The sequence below is a fragment of the Kitasatospora sp. NPDC058478 genome (assembly GCF_042720345.1).
In the GTDB taxonomy this organism is placed as follows: Bacteria; Actinomycetota; Actinomycetes; order Streptomycetales; family Streptomycetaceae; genus Kitasatospora.
The window spans coordinates 37,137-52,781 of record NZ_JBHXML010000030.1 but is presented as its reverse complement, the minus strand read 5'-3'; the positions used below and the strand labels follow the sequence as shown (position 1 = coordinate 52,781).

Annotated in this window: 15 protein-coding genes; 5 read left to right on the top strand and 10 right to left on the bottom strand. The window is 73.4% G+C overall.

Features of this window, described 5'->3' with window-relative positions; translation table 11 throughout:
• Positions 1-18 precede the first annotated feature (18 nt).
• The 5 genes from ACFWPT_RS18485 to ACFWPT_RS18465 all read right to left on the bottom strand — a co-directional run bounded on the left by ACFWPT_RS18485 (position 19) and on the right by ACFWPT_RS18465 (position 4,525).
• Complete coding sequence (locus tag ACFWPT_RS18485; protein WP_380371515.1) at positions 19-687, bottom strand: O-methyltransferase; 669 nt, start codon at positions 685-687, stop codon at positions 19-21.
• A gap of 108 nt (positions 688-795) precedes the next feature.
• Positions 796-1,461 carry a DedA family protein gene (locus ACFWPT_RS18480; protein WP_363584801.1) on the bottom strand — a complete coding sequence of 222 codons (666 nt, stop codon included), beginning with the start codon at positions 1,459-1,461 and terminating at the stop codon, positions 796-798.
• A 202-nt stretch (positions 1,462-1,663) separates the two neighbouring features.
• Complete coding sequence (locus ACFWPT_RS18475) at positions 1,664-2,476, bottom strand: class I SAM-dependent methyltransferase (protein WP_380482798.1); 813 nt, start codon at positions 2,474-2,476, stop codon at positions 1,664-1,666.
• A 154-nt stretch (positions 2,477-2,630) separates the two neighbouring features.
• Positions 2,631-3,425 carry a fused MFS/spermidine synthase gene (locus ACFWPT_RS18470; RefSeq protein WP_363373491.1) on the bottom strand — a complete coding sequence of 265 codons (795 nt, stop codon included), beginning with the start codon at positions 3,423-3,425 and terminating at the stop codon, positions 2,631-2,633.
• 83 nt (positions 3,426-3,508) lie between these two features.
• Positions 3,509-4,525, bottom strand: coding sequence for an alpha/beta hydrolase (locus ACFWPT_RS18465; RefSeq protein WP_380482796.1), 1,017 nt, complete (start codon positions 4,523-4,525; stop codon positions 3,509-3,511).
• Positions 4,526-4,772: 247 nt separating this feature from the next.
• Between ACFWPT_RS18465 and ACFWPT_RS18460 the strand changes: the two genes are divergently transcribed.
• Entirely contained in the window at positions 4,773-6,179 is a 1,407-nt protein-coding gene (locus tag ACFWPT_RS18460; RefSeq protein ID WP_063346144.1) for a selenium-binding protein SBP56-related protein, read from the top strand.
• Positions 6,180-6,236: 57 nt separating this feature from the next.
• Here the strand turns inward: ACFWPT_RS18460 and ACFWPT_RS18455 are convergent, their stop codons facing one another.
• Both ACFWPT_RS18455 and ACFWPT_RS18450 read right to left on the bottom strand, forming a co-directional pair.
• Positions 6,237-7,514 carry a globin domain-containing protein gene (locus ACFWPT_RS18455; protein WP_380482793.1) on the bottom strand — a complete coding sequence of 426 codons (1,278 nt, stop codon included), beginning with the start codon at positions 7,512-7,514 and terminating at the stop codon, positions 6,237-6,239.
• A gap of 116 nt (positions 7,515-7,630) precedes the next feature.
• Entirely contained in the window at positions 7,631-8,527 is an 897-nt protein-coding gene (locus tag ACFWPT_RS18450) for a helix-turn-helix domain-containing protein (RefSeq protein WP_380482791.1), read from the bottom strand.
• Between the two features lie 158 nt (positions 8,528-8,685).
• Here ACFWPT_RS18450 and ACFWPT_RS18445 point away from each other — a divergent pair, with 158 nt between their 5' ends.
• Entirely contained in the window at positions 8,686-9,780 is a 1,095-nt protein-coding gene (locus ACFWPT_RS18445) for an NAD(P)-dependent alcohol dehydrogenase (protein ID WP_380482789.1), read from the top strand.
• Positions 9,781-9,932: 152 nt separating this feature from the next.
• Here ACFWPT_RS18445 and ACFWPT_RS18440 read toward each other — a convergent pair whose 3' ends face one another.
• The 3 genes from ACFWPT_RS18440 to ACFWPT_RS18430 all read right to left on the bottom strand — a co-directional run bounded on the left by ACFWPT_RS18440 (position 9,933) and on the right by ACFWPT_RS18430 (position 12,011).
• Positions 9,933-10,457: a DUF6114 domain-containing protein gene (locus ACFWPT_RS18440; protein ID WP_380371536.1), complete on the bottom strand. Its 525-nt coding sequence runs from the start codon at positions 10,455-10,457 to the stop codon at positions 9,933-9,935.
• A gap of 2 nt (positions 10,458-10,459) precedes the next feature.
• Entirely contained in the window at positions 10,460-11,116 is a 657-nt protein-coding gene (locus tag ACFWPT_RS18435; RefSeq protein ID WP_363373305.1) for a DUF6230 family protein, read from the bottom strand.
• Between the two features lie 142 nt (positions 11,117-11,258).
• Positions 11,259-12,011, bottom strand: coding sequence for a TetR/AcrR family transcriptional regulator (locus ACFWPT_RS18430; RefSeq protein ID WP_063346149.1), 753 nt, complete (start codon positions 12,009-12,011; stop codon positions 11,259-11,261).
• Between the two features lie 387 nt (positions 12,012-12,398).
• Between ACFWPT_RS18430 and ACFWPT_RS18425 the strand changes: the two genes are divergently transcribed.
• The 3 genes from ACFWPT_RS18425 (at position 12,399) to ACFWPT_RS18415 (ending at position 15,633) form a co-directional block, all read left to right on the top strand.
• Positions 12,399-13,070, top strand: coding sequence for a hypothetical protein (locus ACFWPT_RS18425; RefSeq protein WP_063346150.1), 672 nt, complete (start codon positions 12,399-12,401; stop codon positions 13,068-13,070).
• A gap of 263 nt (positions 13,071-13,333) precedes the next feature.
• Positions 13,334-14,206, top strand: a complete 873-nt coding sequence (locus ACFWPT_RS18420; RefSeq protein ID WP_380482787.1) for an AAA family ATPase — start codon at positions 13,334-13,336, stop codon at positions 14,204-14,206.
• Positions 14,203-15,633, top strand: a complete 1,431-nt coding sequence (locus tag ACFWPT_RS18415; protein ID WP_380482785.1) for a VWA domain-containing protein — start codon at positions 14,203-14,205, stop codon at positions 15,631-15,633. Before ACFWPT_RS18420 ends, ACFWPT_RS18415 begins: the two co-directional genes overlap by 4 nt.
• Positions 15,634-15,645: the final 12 nt, after the last annotated feature.

Below are 15,645 nucleotides of genomic sequence, written 5' to 3'. Positions count from 1 at the left end.
CCGTGGTACCTGAAAAATTCAGTTCTGCACGCGGGCCAGCGTGAAGCCGTCGTAGCCCTTGCTGCCGACCGTCTGCACCGACGTCGCGGTGACCCTCGGCTCGGCGGCGATCAGGTCGTGCAGCGCCCGGGTGCCGACCACCGCCGGGTTGGTGCTGTCCGCGTCGGCGACGGCGCCGCCGCGCACCACGTTGTCGACGATGATCAGCGAGCCGGGCCTGGTCAGCTGGAGCGCCCGCCGGAAGTACTCGGGGTTGCTGGGCTTGTCCGCGTCGATGAAGACCAGGTCGAAGGGCTCCACGCCCTGCTCCACCAGCGCGGCCAGCGAGTCGGCAGCCCGGCCGAGCCGCACCTCGGCGACCTTCTCCAGCCCTGCGCGCGCAATGTTCCCCTGGGCGACCTCGGCGTGCTTCGGATCGATCTCCAGGGTGATCAGGGTGCCGTCCGCGGGCAGCGCCCGGGCCAGCCAGATCGCGCTGTACCCGCCGAGCGTGCCGACCTCCAGGATCCGCCGCGCGCCCTGGGTCAGCGCCAGCAGGTGCAGCAGCTTGCCCTGGTTGGGGGCGACGGCGATCTCCGGCAGCCCGGCCGCGTCGGCGGCGGCGGCCGCGGCCTCCAGCGCCGGGTCGTGCCCCACCAACTGCTCGGAGAAGTACGCGTCCACGGCATCCCACGTCGACTGGGTCATCGGGCCCTCCAGTTGTGCATGATCGGCAGGTACCCGCCGATGCTACTCCGAGGGCTCGACAGCCCCGCCGTGCTCAGTGCAGACGCCTCGTCACTGCGCTTACTGCGCTTATTCCGCGACGGGCGCCTTGGCGGCGGTCGCTGCGGCGGCCGCCTCTTCCGCCTCGATCTTGGCGTGGGTCTTGGCGGCCCGGCGCTTCATGAACCAGGCCGAGGCGCCGCCGATCAGCACCGCCGCGGCCAGGCCCGCCCAGGAGAACCGGGACAGCCAGGGCTCGATGCTCTTGCCGACCTTGTAGACCAGCAGCGTCGTGCCGCCGGCCCAGACGATGCCGCCGAGCACGTTGGCGATCAGGAACTTCCAGTACGGCATCTTCAGCGCGCCGGCGAGCGGCCCGGCGAAGATGCGCAGCAGGGCGATGAAGCGGCCGAAGAAGACCGCCCACATCCCCCACTTCTGGAAGGAGCGCTCGGCGGTGGCCAGGTGGGACGGTCCGAAGTGCTTGGGGAACTTCCGTCCGAGCTTCTCGAACAGCGGCTTGCCGCCCTTGCGGCCGATCGAGTAGCCGATCGAGTCGCCGATGATCGCCCCGAGGATCGCGACCACCGCGATCCATTCCGGGCTCACCACACCCTTGACCGCCATCAGGGTGGCCGTGACCAGGGCGATCTCGCCGGGCAGCGGGATGCCCAGCGACTCCAGGCCGATGATCAGGCCGACCAGGGCGTACACCGCGGTCGGTGGGACGCTCTCGATCCAGGCGTCGATGTGCAAGGCCAGTACCTCCGTGGCAGGTCGGAGCCGGCGCGGCCCTCAGCGGTGCCGCACGCCGATTCCGGCAGTTGTCCGATGGCGGCAACGCGGCCGCTTCCCCATAAGGGCAGCCTAACGTGCCGGGCGGCCTGTCCCCCCGGCCGATCACCCGTGGTTACGACGTGCGGTGGTTCCTCATGGTTCCCGCTTGACCAGCCGTTCTTCAAGATCCGGCAAAGCGAAGTGCGACCACGGACGGCCGCGCGTTCACCCGGCGCACGAGCGGCAGCAGGGCGCGGAGCAGGCCCCGCCCGCCCTCCGGGTAGACCTCGCGCACGTCGGTCACCGCCGGGTGCGCGCCGGCCAGCTTGCCGCGCTCGTCCGCGTCCATGCCGAACGGCATCGGCGGCGCCTGGTAGTGCCGGTTCCGCAGCTTGCCCTGGACGGACCGGGCGCTGAACCAGCGCGGCACCGCGTCCAGCACCATCGACCCGCCGGGGAAGCGCTCGGCGCAGGCCGCGATCAGTGCCCGCACCTCCTCCGGCCGCAGGTACATCAGCAGGCCCTCGGCGCAGATCATCACTCCGCGTGCCGGATCCACCTCGTCCATCCAGCCCGGGTCGGTGACCGGGCAGGCGAGGATCCGGCGCCGGTCGTCCGGCGGCAGCAGCCGCTCCCGCAGCGCGGCCGCCTCCGGCAGGTCCACCGACAGCCAGTCCGCCCGGCCGTTGTCGACCCGCCACGATTGGGTCTCCAGGCCGTCCCCGAGGCCGACCACGGTGCCGCGCGGGCAGCGGGTCAGGAAGTCCGCCACCTCACGGTCGAAGCAGGCCGCCCGCAGCGCCTGCAACTGGCTGACCAGCGCGCCCTCCCCGAAGCGCTCCGCGAACGGGAAGTCGATCCGGTCGACCAGCTCGACCGCCTTCGGGTCCTCCAGGACCGTGTCCGGCCGACGCGCCTCCACCGCGCGGTGCCACAGCGTCCACAACGCCGTCTCCGGCACCTCCGCCAACTCCGGCCGCTCCCCGCCGCTCATCGCTCACTCCTTCGGACGTGCTCCGCGCTGGACCTGCTCCGCGCCGGACGTGTTGCGCGCTCGGCGTGCTCCACGATCGACGTGCTCCACGCTCCGGCCTGAACCCGCCGATTCTGACACCCCGGACGCGGGGACGCTCGGGCCGCCGCGCCGCTCAGCCGATGCTGAACGCTCCGTCCGGCGGGGGCGGGGAGTCGGTGGCGTCGGCGTCCGTGACCGGGGCGGTGCGGCCGACCAGGGCGGCCAGGTCGGCGCCGTCGGTGAGGCGGGCCGGGAAGATGTCGCCGGCCAGCAACCGGGTGAGCTCGGCGGCCGGGAGCGGGGCCGTCGAACCGGCGAGCAGGATGTTGCCGTACCGGCGGCCGCGCAGCACCGGGGCCTCGGCGACCAGGCAGGTGTACGGGAACACCGCGCCGACCGTCGCGGCCTGGGCCCGGGCGAAGGCCAGCGGCGGGCCGTCGGCCAGGTTGGCGGCGTAGCAGCCGCCGGGGCGCAGGGCGGCGGCGGCCAGCCGCAGGAACTCCACCGAGGTGAGGTGGGCGGGGGTGCGCGAGCCGTGGAAGACGTCCGCGATCACCAGGTCCCGGGTGCCGGGCGGGGTCTCGGCGAGGGCCGCGCGGGCGTCGCCGACGGTCGCGGTGATGTCCGCGCCGGGCCCCTGCCAGGGCAGGTGCTCGGCGACCAGGTCGAGCAGCGGCCCGTCCACCTCGACCACCCGCTGGCGCGAGCCGGGGCGGGTGGCGGCGAGGTAGCGGGGCAGGGTGAGCGCGCCGCCGCCCAGGTGCAGCACGTCCAGCGGCCGCCCGGCGGGGGCCAGGGCGTCGGCGAGGTGGCCGAGCCTCCGGGTGTACTCGAACTCCAGGTGGGTCGGGTCGGCGAGGTCGACGTAGGACTGCGGGGTGCCGTCCAGGGTGAGCAGCCAGCCGCCGTCCCGGTCGAGGTCCGGCATGAGCTTGGCGAAGCCGAGGTCGGTGTGGCGCCCGACCGGCACCGGCTCGTCCGCCGCCGCCTCGTGCGTCACCGACTCGTCCGTCACGCGCTCTCCCCCACGGCCTGAGCGTCCACGGCCTGGGCGTCCACCGACCGGACGTCCGCCGGCCGGACGTCGAGGTAGGCGGCGAGCCAGCGGTCCAGTTCGGCGAAGGCCCGGGTGCGGGCGGCCTCGCCCGAGAGCACCAGGTCGTGCATGCCGCCCTCGATCCGGACGATGGTGACGTGCCGGCCCAGTCGCGGGCCCTGGCCGGCGATGTCGTCGGCGCGCAGCACGGCGTCCGCGTGGTGCAGGGCGTTGTGCCACTTGGTGGTCGTGATCGACCTGGTCGACGCCATCAGCAGCACCGGCACGTCGATCCCGAGCCCGTGCCGCAGCTGCCGGTGGCCCTGGTGGATGGCGGACAGCCAACCCGCGTACAGCGGGAAGCCCTCGGCGCGCTTGAGGGTGAGGTCGAAGTCCCACTCGCCCTCGTGGTCCTTGTGCAGGCTGTGCGTGTAGTGCGGGTTGAGCGTCGACGGCAGCACGCGGGTGGGCGCCAGCCGTCCGATCGCGGTGACGGCCGGGCCGCCGACGGTCCGCACGGCGGGCGCGGCCGGCATCGACAGGAACGGACTGTTCAGGAACAGCCCCTCCACCAGGCCGCGCCCCGAGCGCCGCCCCGCCCACAGCGCACCGATCAGCCCGCCGGTGGAGTGCCCGTTCAGCAGCAGCCGCCGGTGCCCGTCCACCTCGCGGATGATCCGCACCGCCTCGTCGATCTCCTCGTCGTACTCTGCGAGGTCGCGCACGAAGTTCGGCGACTGGTGCGGGCGCAGGGAGCGGCCGTACTTGCGCAGGTCCAGGGCGTAGAAGGAGAAGCCGAGCGCGGCGAAGTGGTCGGCGAGGTTGGTCTGGAAGAAGTAGTCGTTGTACCCGTGGATGTACAGCACGGCCCGCTCCGCCCCCGGCACCAGCCGGCGCACCAGCGTCGCGCAGACCTCCCCCTCGGCGTCCGGCCGCAGTGTCAGCTCGGCCGTCTCGTAGGGGGCACCCAGGATGTCTTCCCGAAACTCCATCTGCGCCGCACCCGTCCTCATGCTCGACCTGCCGTCCGTCGCAGGTGTTCTTGATCCAGGACCCCGACAATACCGGCCGGTAGCCCGGGGCTGCCTGCCGGGCGCCGCTCTGCCGGGCATCGGTGTGACCCGGCCGTCCGCGCCTCCTGATCGCTCCCCGTGCGCCTGCTGTGCGCCGGTGGTCGTGTGGAACGCTACCCGGACAGATCCAACTCCGGTTGTCACGCAGGCGAGTTGAGGAGAACACATGCCGCAGGCCGGCCACACCGATCCGTCGCTGTACCGTTCGGCCGCCGAGGCGATCGCCGCGCCACCGGAGACGCTGGCGTACGTCGCCGGGTTCGACCGGGCCGGGGAGCGGCCGGACGCGCTGCTCACCGTGGACACCGATCCGGCGTCGGCGAGCTACGGGAAGGTCCTGAACTTCGCCGAACTGCCGACGCTGGGCGACGAGTTGCACCATTTCGGGTGGAACGCCTGCTCCAGCGCGCTGGCACACGCCTGCCACGAGAACCCCGAGCGGCGCTACCTCCTCCTCCCGGGCCTGCGCTCCTCGCGGCTGCACGTGATGGACACCCGGCCCGACCCCGTCCGGCCGCGCCTCGTCAAGACCGTCGAGGCGGCGGAACTCGCCGCCAAGGCCGGCTACTCGCGCCCGCACACCCTGCACTGCGGGCCGGACGGGGTGTTCCTGTCCTGCCTGGGCAGCGGGGACGGGAACGACGGGCCCGGCGGGGTGGCGCTGCTGGACCACACCACCTTCGAGGTGCTGCGCGCCTGGGAGACGGAGCGCGGGCCGCAGCACTTCGCGTACGACGTCTGGTGGCACCTGGGGACGAACGTGGGGGTGACCAGTGAGTGGGGCACGCCCTGGATGGTGGAGGGCGGGGTCGTCCCGGAGCTGCTGCTGGGCCGCAAGTACGGGCACGCGCTGCACTTCTGGGAGCTGGACTCGGGGCGGCACCTGCAACGGATCGACCTCGGCGACCAGTACCAGATGGTGCTGGAGCTGCGCCCGGCGCACGATCCGCAGGCCGAGTGGGGCTTCGCCGGGGTGGTGACCAACGTCGAGGACCTGTCCGCCTCGGTCTGGCTCTGGTACCGGGAGGGCCCGGCGTTCACCGCGCGCAAGGTGATCGAGATCCCCGCCGAGCCCGCCAAGACGGAGGACCTGCCGCCCGCGCTGCAACCGTTCGGCGCGGTGCCGCCGCTGATCACGGACATCAACCTGTCGGTGGACGACCGCTGGCTGTACGTGTCCGCGTGGGGCACCGGCGAGCTGTTCCAGTACGACGTGTCGGACCCGTTCCACCCGCGGCTCGCCGACTCGGTGCGGCTGGGCGGGGTCGTCGCCCGCACCCCGCACCCGGCCGCGCCGGGGCGCCCGCTGAGCGGCGCCCCGCAGATGGTCGAGATCAGCCGGGACGGGCGCCGGCTCTACCTCACCAACTCCCTCTACGGCGCCTGGGACGACCAGTTCTACCCGGACGGCATCGAGCCGTGGATCGTCAAGCTGGACGCCGACACCGAGGCGGGCGGACTGAGCGTCGACGAGCGCTTCTTCCCGCACGGCGCCGACTTCCGGGGCCTGCGGGTGCACCAGACCCACCTCGCGGGCGGCGACGCCTCCTCGGACTCCTACTGCTACCGGTAGGACGTCCGGCAGCGGGGACCCAGCGGCAGGACGTACGACTGCCGGCAGGCCGTACGGCTAGCGGGCGAGCGCCTGGTCGTAGCGGACCTGGGCCAGGGGCAGCCCGGCGGCGAGCAGTTCGGAGCGGACGGAGGCGACCATGCCGGCCGGGCCGCTGACGCAGGCGAGGTGCTCGCGCCAGTCCCCGGCGCCCGCGACGACGTCGGCGAGCCGGCCGGCGGTGACCGGCGTGAGCGCCAACCAGGGTTTGTGCAGGCCGAGTTCGGCGAGGGCGGACCAGTCGTAGAGGTCGCCACGGTCCCGGGCGCCGACGAACAGGTGGACGCGGCGGCCGCGCGGGCGCTGGGCAGCCTGCTGCTCGACGATGGCCTTCATCGGGGCCAGGCCGGTGCCGCCGGCGACCAGCAGCAGGTCGCGGGTGTCGTCCTCGGGCAGCAGGCCGCCGCGCGGCGGGCCGAGGCGCAGCCGGTCGCCGACGGCGGTGCGTTCGACGAGGGCCGCGCTGACCCCGTCCGGCCCGGTGCGCCGGACGTGGAACTCCAACTCGTTGTCGGTGCGCGGCGCGCAGCCCATCGAGTACTGCCGCCAGGTGTGCGGGAGCGTCGGGTGCTCGACCGTGCCGTACTGTCCGGCCCGGTACGGGTAGGGCTCGCCGGTGCGCACGCGCAGGACGGCGAGGTCGGGGCGGCGGCGCTCGTGGCCGGTCACCACGGCGTGCCAGTACGGGGGTTCGGTGAGCACGGAGTCGGCGCCGGCGGTCATCGCCGCGACGGCGAAGCGCAGCATCCGGACCCAGGCCGCTTCCATCTCCTCGGTCCACCGGGCGCCCGCCCGGTGCCGAATCGCCGCACACAGGGCCTCCTCGAAGGCCTCGTAGTGGACCGGCCGGACGCCCAGTTTGCGGTGGTCGCGCCCGAGTTGGCGCAGGGTCGCGGCCAGTTCGGCCGGGTGGTGGAGGTGGTCCACCAGGTGGCGGAGGATCCGTTCCAGGTGGGCCTGCTGGAACTCCATCGAGGCGGGGAAGAGCGGGCGCAGGTAGGGGCGGCGGCGGAACATCACCGCGTAGAGGTGGTCGATCAGTTCGGAGAGCGGGTCGAGCAGGCCGAGGTCGCGCCGGATCAGCCGTTGGTCGGCGGCGCCGTCGTAGCCGTCGTAGCCGTCCGGTCCGCCGGTGCCGCCGTACGCGTCGGCACCGGAGCCGGCCGGGTCGGGCCCGAAGGGCGAGGCGGGGATGAGGAGTTGGCGCCGGAGCCGCATCGCGTGGTGGCGGGCGATCAGCCGGTCGTACTCGGCGGTGGTGCCGCTGGTGGTGTTTCCGCTGGTGGTGGTGTCCATGACCCGCCCAGTCAATCGCCGCCCGGTTACCGGCGAGAAGGGCCGATGGCCCCGATCGGACCCGGGACCATCGACCCCTTGACGGGAGGGTCTGGCCGGAAGGCCTACCAGGGGCGCTACCGGACGGGATCGACCGGGGTCGCCTCGGCAGGCTCGGCGGGCTCCGGGTGGAAGTCGGTGGCCGCCCAACTGGCCAGCAGGCGGAGGGACTCGGCGGAGCTGGAGCCGGGCTCGGCGTGGTAGGTGACGAGCACCTGGTCGACGTCCCCGGCCGGGCGCAGCGTCTCGTACTGGAGGTTGAGCCGGCCGACCACCGGGTGGTGCAGCCGCTTGGTGCCGTGGCCCTTGTCCTGGATGCTGTGGGCGGCCCAGAGGCGGCGGAAGTCGGCGCTCTTGAGGGAGAGTTCGCCGATCAGCGAGGCGAGCCTGGGGTCGTCCGGATCCCGTCCGGCGTCCAGCCGCAGCATGCCGACGACGTCGGTGGCCTTGCCGTCCCAGTCCTCGTAGAGCTCGCGGGAGGCCGGGTCGAGGAAGAGCTGCCAGGCCATGTTGCGCTGCTCGGGCGGCATCGCGGCGAAGTCGCCGAGCAGGGCGGTGCCGAGCCGGTTCCAGCCGATGATGTCCAGGCGCCGGCCGAGGACGTACGCGGGCACGCACTCCATCGCGTCCAGGAGCTGCTGGAGCGCGGGCCGGACCCGCTGCGGGCGGGCGGCGGCCCGGCCGGGGCGGCGGCGGGCGGGCCTGGTGAGCCGGCCGAGGTGCTCGCGCTCGGCGGGGCTGAGCCGCAGCACGCGGGCGATGGCGTCCAGGACGGCGGCGGAGACGCTCTCGCCGTGGCCCTGTTCGAGCCGGGTGTAGTAGGCGGTGCTGACTCCGGCGAGCAGGGCCAGCTCCTCGCGGCGCAGGCCGGGCACCCGCCGCCGGGTGGTGCTGTCCGGCAGGCCCACGTCCTCGGGCCGCAGCCGGGCGCGGCGGGATCGGAGGAACTCGCTGAGTTCGGTGCGCTGGTCCATGCCTGCAGTATGCGGGGGATCCGGGCCGCAGGGGCGGGGGCAAGGGTGATACTGCCGTGCGTACGTTCCGCGGTCGTACGTCCGGGGTCCCTACGTGTGGCCTGCGTACGAAGAGCTCTGGTCTGGCTGGTCGCACCGCACCGGCGCAGGCTGGAAGCATGACGAACTCGACGAACGCAACGACGACGAGCACCACCGAGGGCACCACCCGCACGGTCGCCGCCTACGCCGCGGCGCGGCCCGACTCCCCGCTGGAGAAGACCACCGTCACCCGCCGGGCGGTGGGCGAGCACGACATCGTGATCGACATCAAGTTCTGCGGCATCTGCCACTCCGACATCCACCAGGTCGGCGAGGACTGGGGCACCGGCATCTTCCCGATGGTCCCGGGCCACGAGATCGCCGGCGTGGTCACCGAGGTCGGCCCGGGCGTCACCCGCTGGCAGGCCGGCGACCGGGTCGGCGTGGGCTGCATCGTCGACTCCTGCCGGGAGTGCGACAACTGCCGGGCCGGCCTCCAGCAGTACTGCACCGGCCAGGGCGGCACCGTCTTCACCTACAACAGCGTCGGCCACGACGGCCTGCCGACCCACGGCGGCTACTCCTCGAAGCTGGTCGTCGACGAGGCGTACGCGCTGCGCATCCCCGACAACCTGCCGCTGGACGCCGCCGCGCCGCTGCTGTGCGCCGGCATCACGCTGTACTCGCCGCTCGCGCACTGGGGTGCCGGGCCGGGCAAGAAGGTCGCGATCGTGGGCCTCGGCGGGCTCGGCCACATGGGCGTGAAGCTCGCCCACGCCATGGGCGCGGAGGTCACCGTGCTCAGCCAGTCGCTGCGCAAGCGCGAGGACGGGCTGAAGCTCGGCGCCGACCACTACCGGGCCACCTCCGACCCGGCCACCTTCACCGAGCTCGCGGGCACCTTCGACCTGATCGTCAACACGGTCTCCGCCGACCTCGACCTGAGCGCCTACCTCGGCCTGCTGCGCACCGACGGCACCATGGTGCAGGTCGGCGCGCCGGAGAAGCCGGTCACGGTGAACGCGCACGCGCTGCTCTCCGGCCGCCGTTCGCTGGCCGGCTCGATGATCGGCGGGCTGCCGGCCACCCAGGAGATGCTGGACTTCTGCGGCGAGCACGGCATCACCGCGGAGATCGAGCTGATCCGCGCCGAGCAGGTCAACGAGGCCTACCAGCGGGTGCTGGCCGACGACGTCCGGTTCCGCTTCGTGATCGACGCCGCGACGATCTGACCGTCACGATCTGGCCGTCACGGCCCGACCCCGCACTCCCCCGTGCCCCGACGCCCCGCCCCCTGGTGCTCTCCCATCACCAGGGGGCGGGCGCCGTCGGGGCGCGGGGCGCCGCGGGTCGGACCCCGGCCGGGTCGGCCCCGGGCTGCGGGTCAGACCCCGGCCGGGTCGGCCCCGGCCGTGCCCGCTCGGGACGACCGGCGTTCCTGGCGCCGGTCCTCCCGCCGTTGCCGCCCCCGGCGCAGCGGCTGATCGGGCAGCCAGCCGAAGGTGAGGCAGGCGCCCACCAGTCCGAGCAGCATCCCGATCACGAAGCCGCCCAGGTTGGAGGTGAGCCAGCTCGCCAGCGCGGCGAGCACGGCGAGGACGGAGTAGAACAGCCGCTGAGCCGGGTTGAACAGGATCAGCAGGCCGCACAGCACCATCACCGCCGGCACCAGGTAGCCCGCCAGCCCCTGCATCCCGATGTGCAGGACGACGGGCAGCGGGGCACGCAGGGTGAACAGGATCTCGGCGCCGCCGAACAGCACCAGCAGCCCGCCCCAGAACGGCCGTTGGCCCCGCCAGTCGCGTTTGACCGGTCGGGTGGTGGCGGGAGCGGGGGCGGGAGCCGTCCCCACGGCCCCCTCCGCGACGCCCTCGCCGGAACCGGCCGGCTCCGGTACGGACTCCGTCATGGTCAGCAGCCCTGGGAGCTGAAGCTCAGCCGCAGGTTGGGCAGTTTGAACCCGACGGCGGTGCTCGCGTAGTTGTGCTGCTTGAGGTGCGTCAGCACGACGGTGTCGGCCTGCTGCCCGAAGACGCCCGGGTTGCCCTTGCCCGCGTTGCCGGCCTTGGTGTACGTGCTGGCGTCGCCGCCGATCTCGATGTTGGTGAACTCCGCGTCACCGGACAGCATGTCGGAGTCGGTGGTGAGGTCGGTGGCGGAGACGGGGGTGCCGGCGTCGCCGGCGTGGATCACCAGGTTGACGCCACCGAGGTCCACGCTCTGGCACAGGTTGGTGATCTCGGCCTTCTTGATCGCCGAGACCGCGACCAGTACCTGACCGCCGGTGGAGCCCTGGTTGGGGCTGTCGGGGATCATCGAGTCCAGGCTGCCGAACTGGGCGAAGCCCTTGCCGTCGAGCTTGTCCGCGGTGATCGTGAACGGCATGCCGCTGATGGAGAACTGGGCGGCGAGTACGCCCTGGGCGGTGAGGGCCATCAGGACGGCGCCCGCGGCGACGGCCGGAACGGCCATCCAGGCGCTGCGCTTGAGCCGTACCCGCCCTCTCCTGCTGCCGGTCGGCGTCTCCGGGGTCTCGGCCGCGGCGGCGGCGTCCTCGGACATGGCCATGTGTGCTCCCTGTTGGGTGGGTGGGATGTGCAGGCACTGGCACGGTGCCCTGGCGCGGACAGCGTTCCACGGCCCGACCGGGCCACCCGCCCCTCGGCAGCGGGGCGGGCACGGTCGAGCCGCGCTTTGAGTAACTGGGAAGCTACTGCCCGGTAGTGGCCGGGTCAATACGGGTGCACGAAGGATCTTCACCGATCGGAAACCCGAGCCGGACGGCCGCCTGCGCCGGGCCGAGGAAGGGCGCGAGACAGAACATGCTCAACACCGGAAGGAGTTCCGGAAGTTGAACCGTCCGGCCGGAGTCGATCCGCCGGTAGAGCGCGCTGTAGACCCCGCCCACCACGGCGTCCACCAGCTCCACCACCCGCACACCGACCGGCGGTTGGGGCACCTCGGCGAAGAACGCCCGGAACCGGGTGAGGAGTTGGTCCCGCTCGCGGCGGCCGGCCGGTCCGACCGCCTCGATCTCGATCACCGCCATGGTCGCGAACGCCGGCGTCCCCGCCAGCAGATGGAGCATCGCGCCGAGCGCCTGCCGGATCCCGGCGCACCAGTCGGACTCCGCCGCGAAGGCCGCCGCCATCCGCCGGAGCACCACTCCGGTGCCGTGCCGGTGCGCGGCCAGGAAGGCATCCTCCTTGCCGCTGAACAGCTCGTAGAAGACCGGCCTGGTCACCCCGGCCGCGCGGCAGATGTCGCTGACCGTGGCGTGCTGGTAGCCGCGCGCGGCCACCGTCTGGACCAGCCCGTCGAGCAGCCGCTCGCGCTGGGTCGCGGCCACCACGCCCGGGGGCAGCCGGCTCGGGCCGCGCTTGATGGACCGGGCCGGGTCACGACCGGCCCGCGCGCCCGGCAGCAGGATCACGTCGGCACTTCGGAGGTGTTTCCGTTCCATCACCAACTCCTGTTACCTGTATTGACATTGACGCAACATCGGGTTTACAACACTGACAGGTTTCCAACCGGTGGGCGACCCTGTCACCACCGGACGACCTCCAGGGGCTCCGACGGCCCCGGGCGAACAGCCCGGGCCACGGGACCACGAGCGGACGCAGGCCCGCGGCGGTGGCAGCCGCCGACGTGCACTCCTGCACTCGCAGCGCACGTCCGCACCTTCACACCGCTGTGCCGTACGAGCGGGCCCGTGGCGCCGGGCCCGCCGCACCACGGCCCCGCGAAGCCCCCGGCACGCCATGCCCACGCACCTCCCCCGCCGTGCACGCCACCACACCCGCACCGCGGGCCACCCCCACCCGTCTCCGCACGGAGAGAGGTCACCCTCATGCGCTTTCGCCGTACGCTCGGTACCGCCGCCCTCGCCGCCCTCGCCTTCACCTGCGCCGCCGTCGCACCCGCCCAGGCCGACGGCTCCGCGGTGCTGACCACCGGCAGCAGCAGCGGCCCGGACGTCGCCGTCGGCGACGTCCTCACCGCCAGCCTGGTCTCGGGCACCGCCGCCACCTTCTACAGCAGTGCCAGCGGCACGAGCGGCATCAGCTGCGCCAACTCGGCCTTCTCCGCGACCGTGACGGCCAACCCGGCCGCCCCCGGCAGCGCGGTCGAGCAGCTCAACACCCAGACCTTCGGTTCCTGCTCCTCCAACGTCCTCGGCGTCACCGGCGTCAAGAGCATCACCGTCAACAACCTGCCGTTCACCAACACCGTCGGCGACGGCCCCGGAAACCCGGTCGCCCTCACCCCCGGCGCGGCCGGCGCGATGAAGACCACGGTGGTGCTCAACACCATCCTCGGCAGCATCAACTGCGTCTACCAGACCACCACCGGGATCAACGGCACCACCTCGAACACCGGCAACACCATCGGCTTCTCCTCCCAGCCGTTCAACCTGGTCTCCGGCTCGGGCCTGTGCTTCTCGACCGGCTGGTTCAGCGCCACCTACGGCCCGGTCACCGACACCTCGGTGGCGGGCAGCCCGCTCATCTTCGTCAACTGACGACCCGAGGGGCACGCACCACCTGACGTCGAGTCAGACGTCGTCAACCGACGGCCGAGACCGGCGGGAACAGACGGGCGGTGTACGGCGGCCGTGGTCGCCGTGCACCGCTCCGGCGCGCCCGCGCGCCTGCCAGGTGATCCGGCAGCACGCCACGACCCCGGCCCCGCGCCGCGCCACCCCGCCGAAGCCCCGAGACAGCGAAGTGACCGGCCGGTAGGGTGCTGCCGCACGGACAGGGCGGGCAGGAACGGGGCGGACAGATGAGCGGCGACGGCACGGGGTTCTTCGCATCGGTGGCGGACACCGCCGACCAGCTGGCCGCCACCGGCTACCTGGCCTCGACCGCCGTGGCCACCACCGTCTTCCTCGCCGACCGGCTCGGCAAGCCGCTGCTGGTCGAGGGCCCGGCCGGGGTCGGCAAGACCGAACTCGCCAAGGCGGTGGCCGCGATCGGCCGGGCCCGGCTGGTCCGGCTCCAGTGCTACGAGGGCATCGACGAGGCCCGCGCCCTCTACGAGTGGAACCACGCCAAGCAGCTGCTGCGGATCACCGCCGGCCGCGACGAGGGCTGGGACCAGGCCCGCACCGACATCTTCGGCGAGGAGTTCCTGCTCACCCGCCCGCTGCTCACCGCCATCCGCGGCGACGAGCCCACCGTGCTGCTGATCGACGAGATGGACAAGGCCGACGTCGAGGTGGAGGCGCTGCTGCTGGAGGTGCTCAGCGACTTCCAGGTCACGGTGCCCGAACTCGGCACCATCGCCGCGAGCCGCCGCCCCTTCGTGCTGCTCACCTCCAATGCCACCCGCGAACTGTCCGAGGCGCTGCGCCGACGCTGTCTCTTCCTCCACCTCGACTACCCGGACGCCGAGTTGGAGCGGCAGATCGTCCGGCTCAAGGTGCCCGGCCTGGACGACACGTTGGCCGCCTCGCTGGTCCGGGTGGTCGGCGCGCTGCGCGCGATGGACCTGCGCAAGGCGCCGTCCGTCGCCGAGGCCATCGACTGGGCCCGCACCCTGCTGGCGCTCGGCGCGGACACTCTCGACGAGGCGGTCGTCCAAGAGACCCTCGGGGTGATCCTCAAGCACCAGGACGACATCCGGAAGGCCGCACGGAAGCTCACCGTCGCATGACCACCGCCCCGCCGCCGGCCGACACCGCCGCCCGGCTCACCGGCCTGGTCCGCGCGCTGCGCGGGCACGGCCTGCGGATCGGCCCCGCCGAGACGGTCGACGCGGCCGCCGTCCTCGACGTCCTCGGGCTCGCCGACCGCGAGCAGATGCGGGCCGGCCTGGCCGCCGCGCTGCTGCGCTCGGACACCCAACGGGCCGTCTTCGACGCCACGTTCGACCTGTTCTTCCCGCTCGGCGTCGGCACCCCCGAGGCCGTCCGCGCCGACCCGCCCGCACTCCCGGACGACCCCCGGCCGCCGCGCCCCGGCCGGCCCGACCCGCTGCGCGACGACCTGCGCGAGCGCCTCGCCGCAGTCCTGGCCGCCGACGACCGGGCCGCCCAGGCCCGGCTGGCCGGCGAGGTGGTGGAGGCCCTGGGCCGGTACGGCGCCGGAGCCACGCCGGCCTCGGACGGCTGGTCGGCCCACCAGGCGCTCGGCCGGCTCGCCCCCGAGACGCTGCTCGCCCGGATCCTCGCCGCCCTGCGCGGGCAGGCCACCACCCCGGACCTGTCCGACCGCGTCCTCGCCGACGAGATCCGCCGCCGCATCCAGGACTTCCGCGCCCTGGTCGCCACCGAGACCCGCCGCCGGGTCGCCGAACTGCGCGGCGCCGAGCGGATCGCCGAACGCGCCGTCGCACCCACCGCCGACCGGATCGACTTCCTCGCCGCCGGCCGCGACCAGCTCGCCGAACTGCGCCGCACCGTACACCCGTTGGCCCGCAAGCTGGCCACCCGGCTGGCCGCCCGGCGCCGCCGCGCCGCACGCGGACAGATCGACCTGCGCCGCACCCTGCGCCGCTCGCTGTCCACCGGCGGGGTGCCGCTGCGCCCGGCCTACCGGCTGCGCCGCCCGGCCCGGCCGGAACTGGTGCTGCTGTGCGACGTCTCCGGCTCGGTGGCCGGATTCGCCGACTTCACCATGCTGCTGGTGCAGGCGATGAGCGAACAGTTCAGCAAGGTAAGGGTGTTCGCCTTCGTGAACCGCACCGCCGAGGTCACCGCCCTGCTGGCGCGCGGCGACGCCGACCCGGCCCGGCTCGCCGCCCGGATCCTCACCGAGGCCAAGGTGATGGGCCACCACGGCAACAGCGACTACGGCTCCGCCCTGGGCGAGTTCGCCGAACGGCACCTGGACGCGGTCGGCCCGCGCACCAGCGTGCTGATCCTCGGCGACGCCCGCACCAACCACCGCGACCCGAACCTGGACGCGCTGCGCCGGATCGCCGACCGGGCCCGGCGGGTCCACTGGCTCAACCCCGAGCAGCCCGCCCTCTGGCCGACCGGCGACTCCGCCGCAGCCGCCTACGCGGGCGTCGTGGAGATGCACTCCTGCCGCAACGCCCGCCGCCTCGGCGAACTGATCGCCCGCCTGCTGCCGGTCTAGGGAGCTTCCGAG

Coding starts and splice junctions, on each gene's coding strand:
- ACFWPT_RS18440 (WP_380371536.1), bottom strand. CDS start 10,457: ATGACGGAGTCCGTACCGGAGCCGGCCGGTTCCGGCGAGGGCGTCGCG.
- ACFWPT_RS18460 (WP_063346144.1), top strand. CDS start 4,773: ATGCCGCAGGCCGGCCACACCGATCCGTCGCTGTACCGTTCGGCCGCC.
- ACFWPT_RS18475 (WP_380482798.1), bottom strand. CDS start 2,476: ATGAGCGGCGGGGAGCGGCCGGAGTTGGCGGAGGTGCCGGAGACGGCG.
- ACFWPT_RS18430 (WP_063346149.1), bottom strand. CDS start 12,011: ATGGAACGGAAACACCTCCGAAGTGCCGACGTGATCCTGCTGCCGGGC.
- ACFWPT_RS18415 (WP_380482785.1), top strand. CDS start 14,203: ATGACCACCGCCCCGCCGCCGGCCGACACCGCCGCCCGGCTCACCGGC.
- ACFWPT_RS18425 (WP_063346150.1), top strand. CDS start 12,399: ATGCGCTTTCGCCGTACGCTCGGTACCGCCGCCCTCGCCGCCCTCGCC.
- ACFWPT_RS18485 (WP_380371515.1), bottom strand. CDS start 687: ATGACCCAGTCGACGTGGGATGCCGTGGACGCGTACTTCTCCGAGCAG.
- ACFWPT_RS18465 (WP_380482796.1), bottom strand. CDS start 4,525: ATGGAGTTTCGGGAAGACATCCTGGGTGCCCCCTACGAGACGGCCGAG.
- ACFWPT_RS18470 (WP_363373491.1), bottom strand. CDS start 3,425: ATGCCGGACCTCGACCGGGACGGCGGCTGGCTGCTCACCCTGGACGGC.
- ACFWPT_RS18435 (WP_363373305.1), bottom strand. CDS start 11,116: ATGGCCATGTCCGAGGACGCCGCCGCCGCGGCCGAGACCCCGGAGACG.
- ACFWPT_RS18420 (WP_380482787.1), top strand. CDS start 13,334: ATGAGCGGCGACGGCACGGGGTTCTTCGCATCGGTGGCGGACACCGCC.
- ACFWPT_RS18455 (WP_380482793.1), bottom strand. CDS start 7,514: ATGGACACCACCACCAGCGGAAACACCACCAGCGGCACCACCGCCGAG.
- ACFWPT_RS18445 (WP_380482789.1), top strand. CDS start 8,686: ATGACGAACTCGACGAACGCAACGACGACGAGCACCACCGAGGGCACC.
- ACFWPT_RS18450 (WP_380482791.1), bottom strand. CDS start 8,527: ATGGACCAGCGCACCGAACTCAGCGAGTTCCTCCGATCCCGCCGCGCC.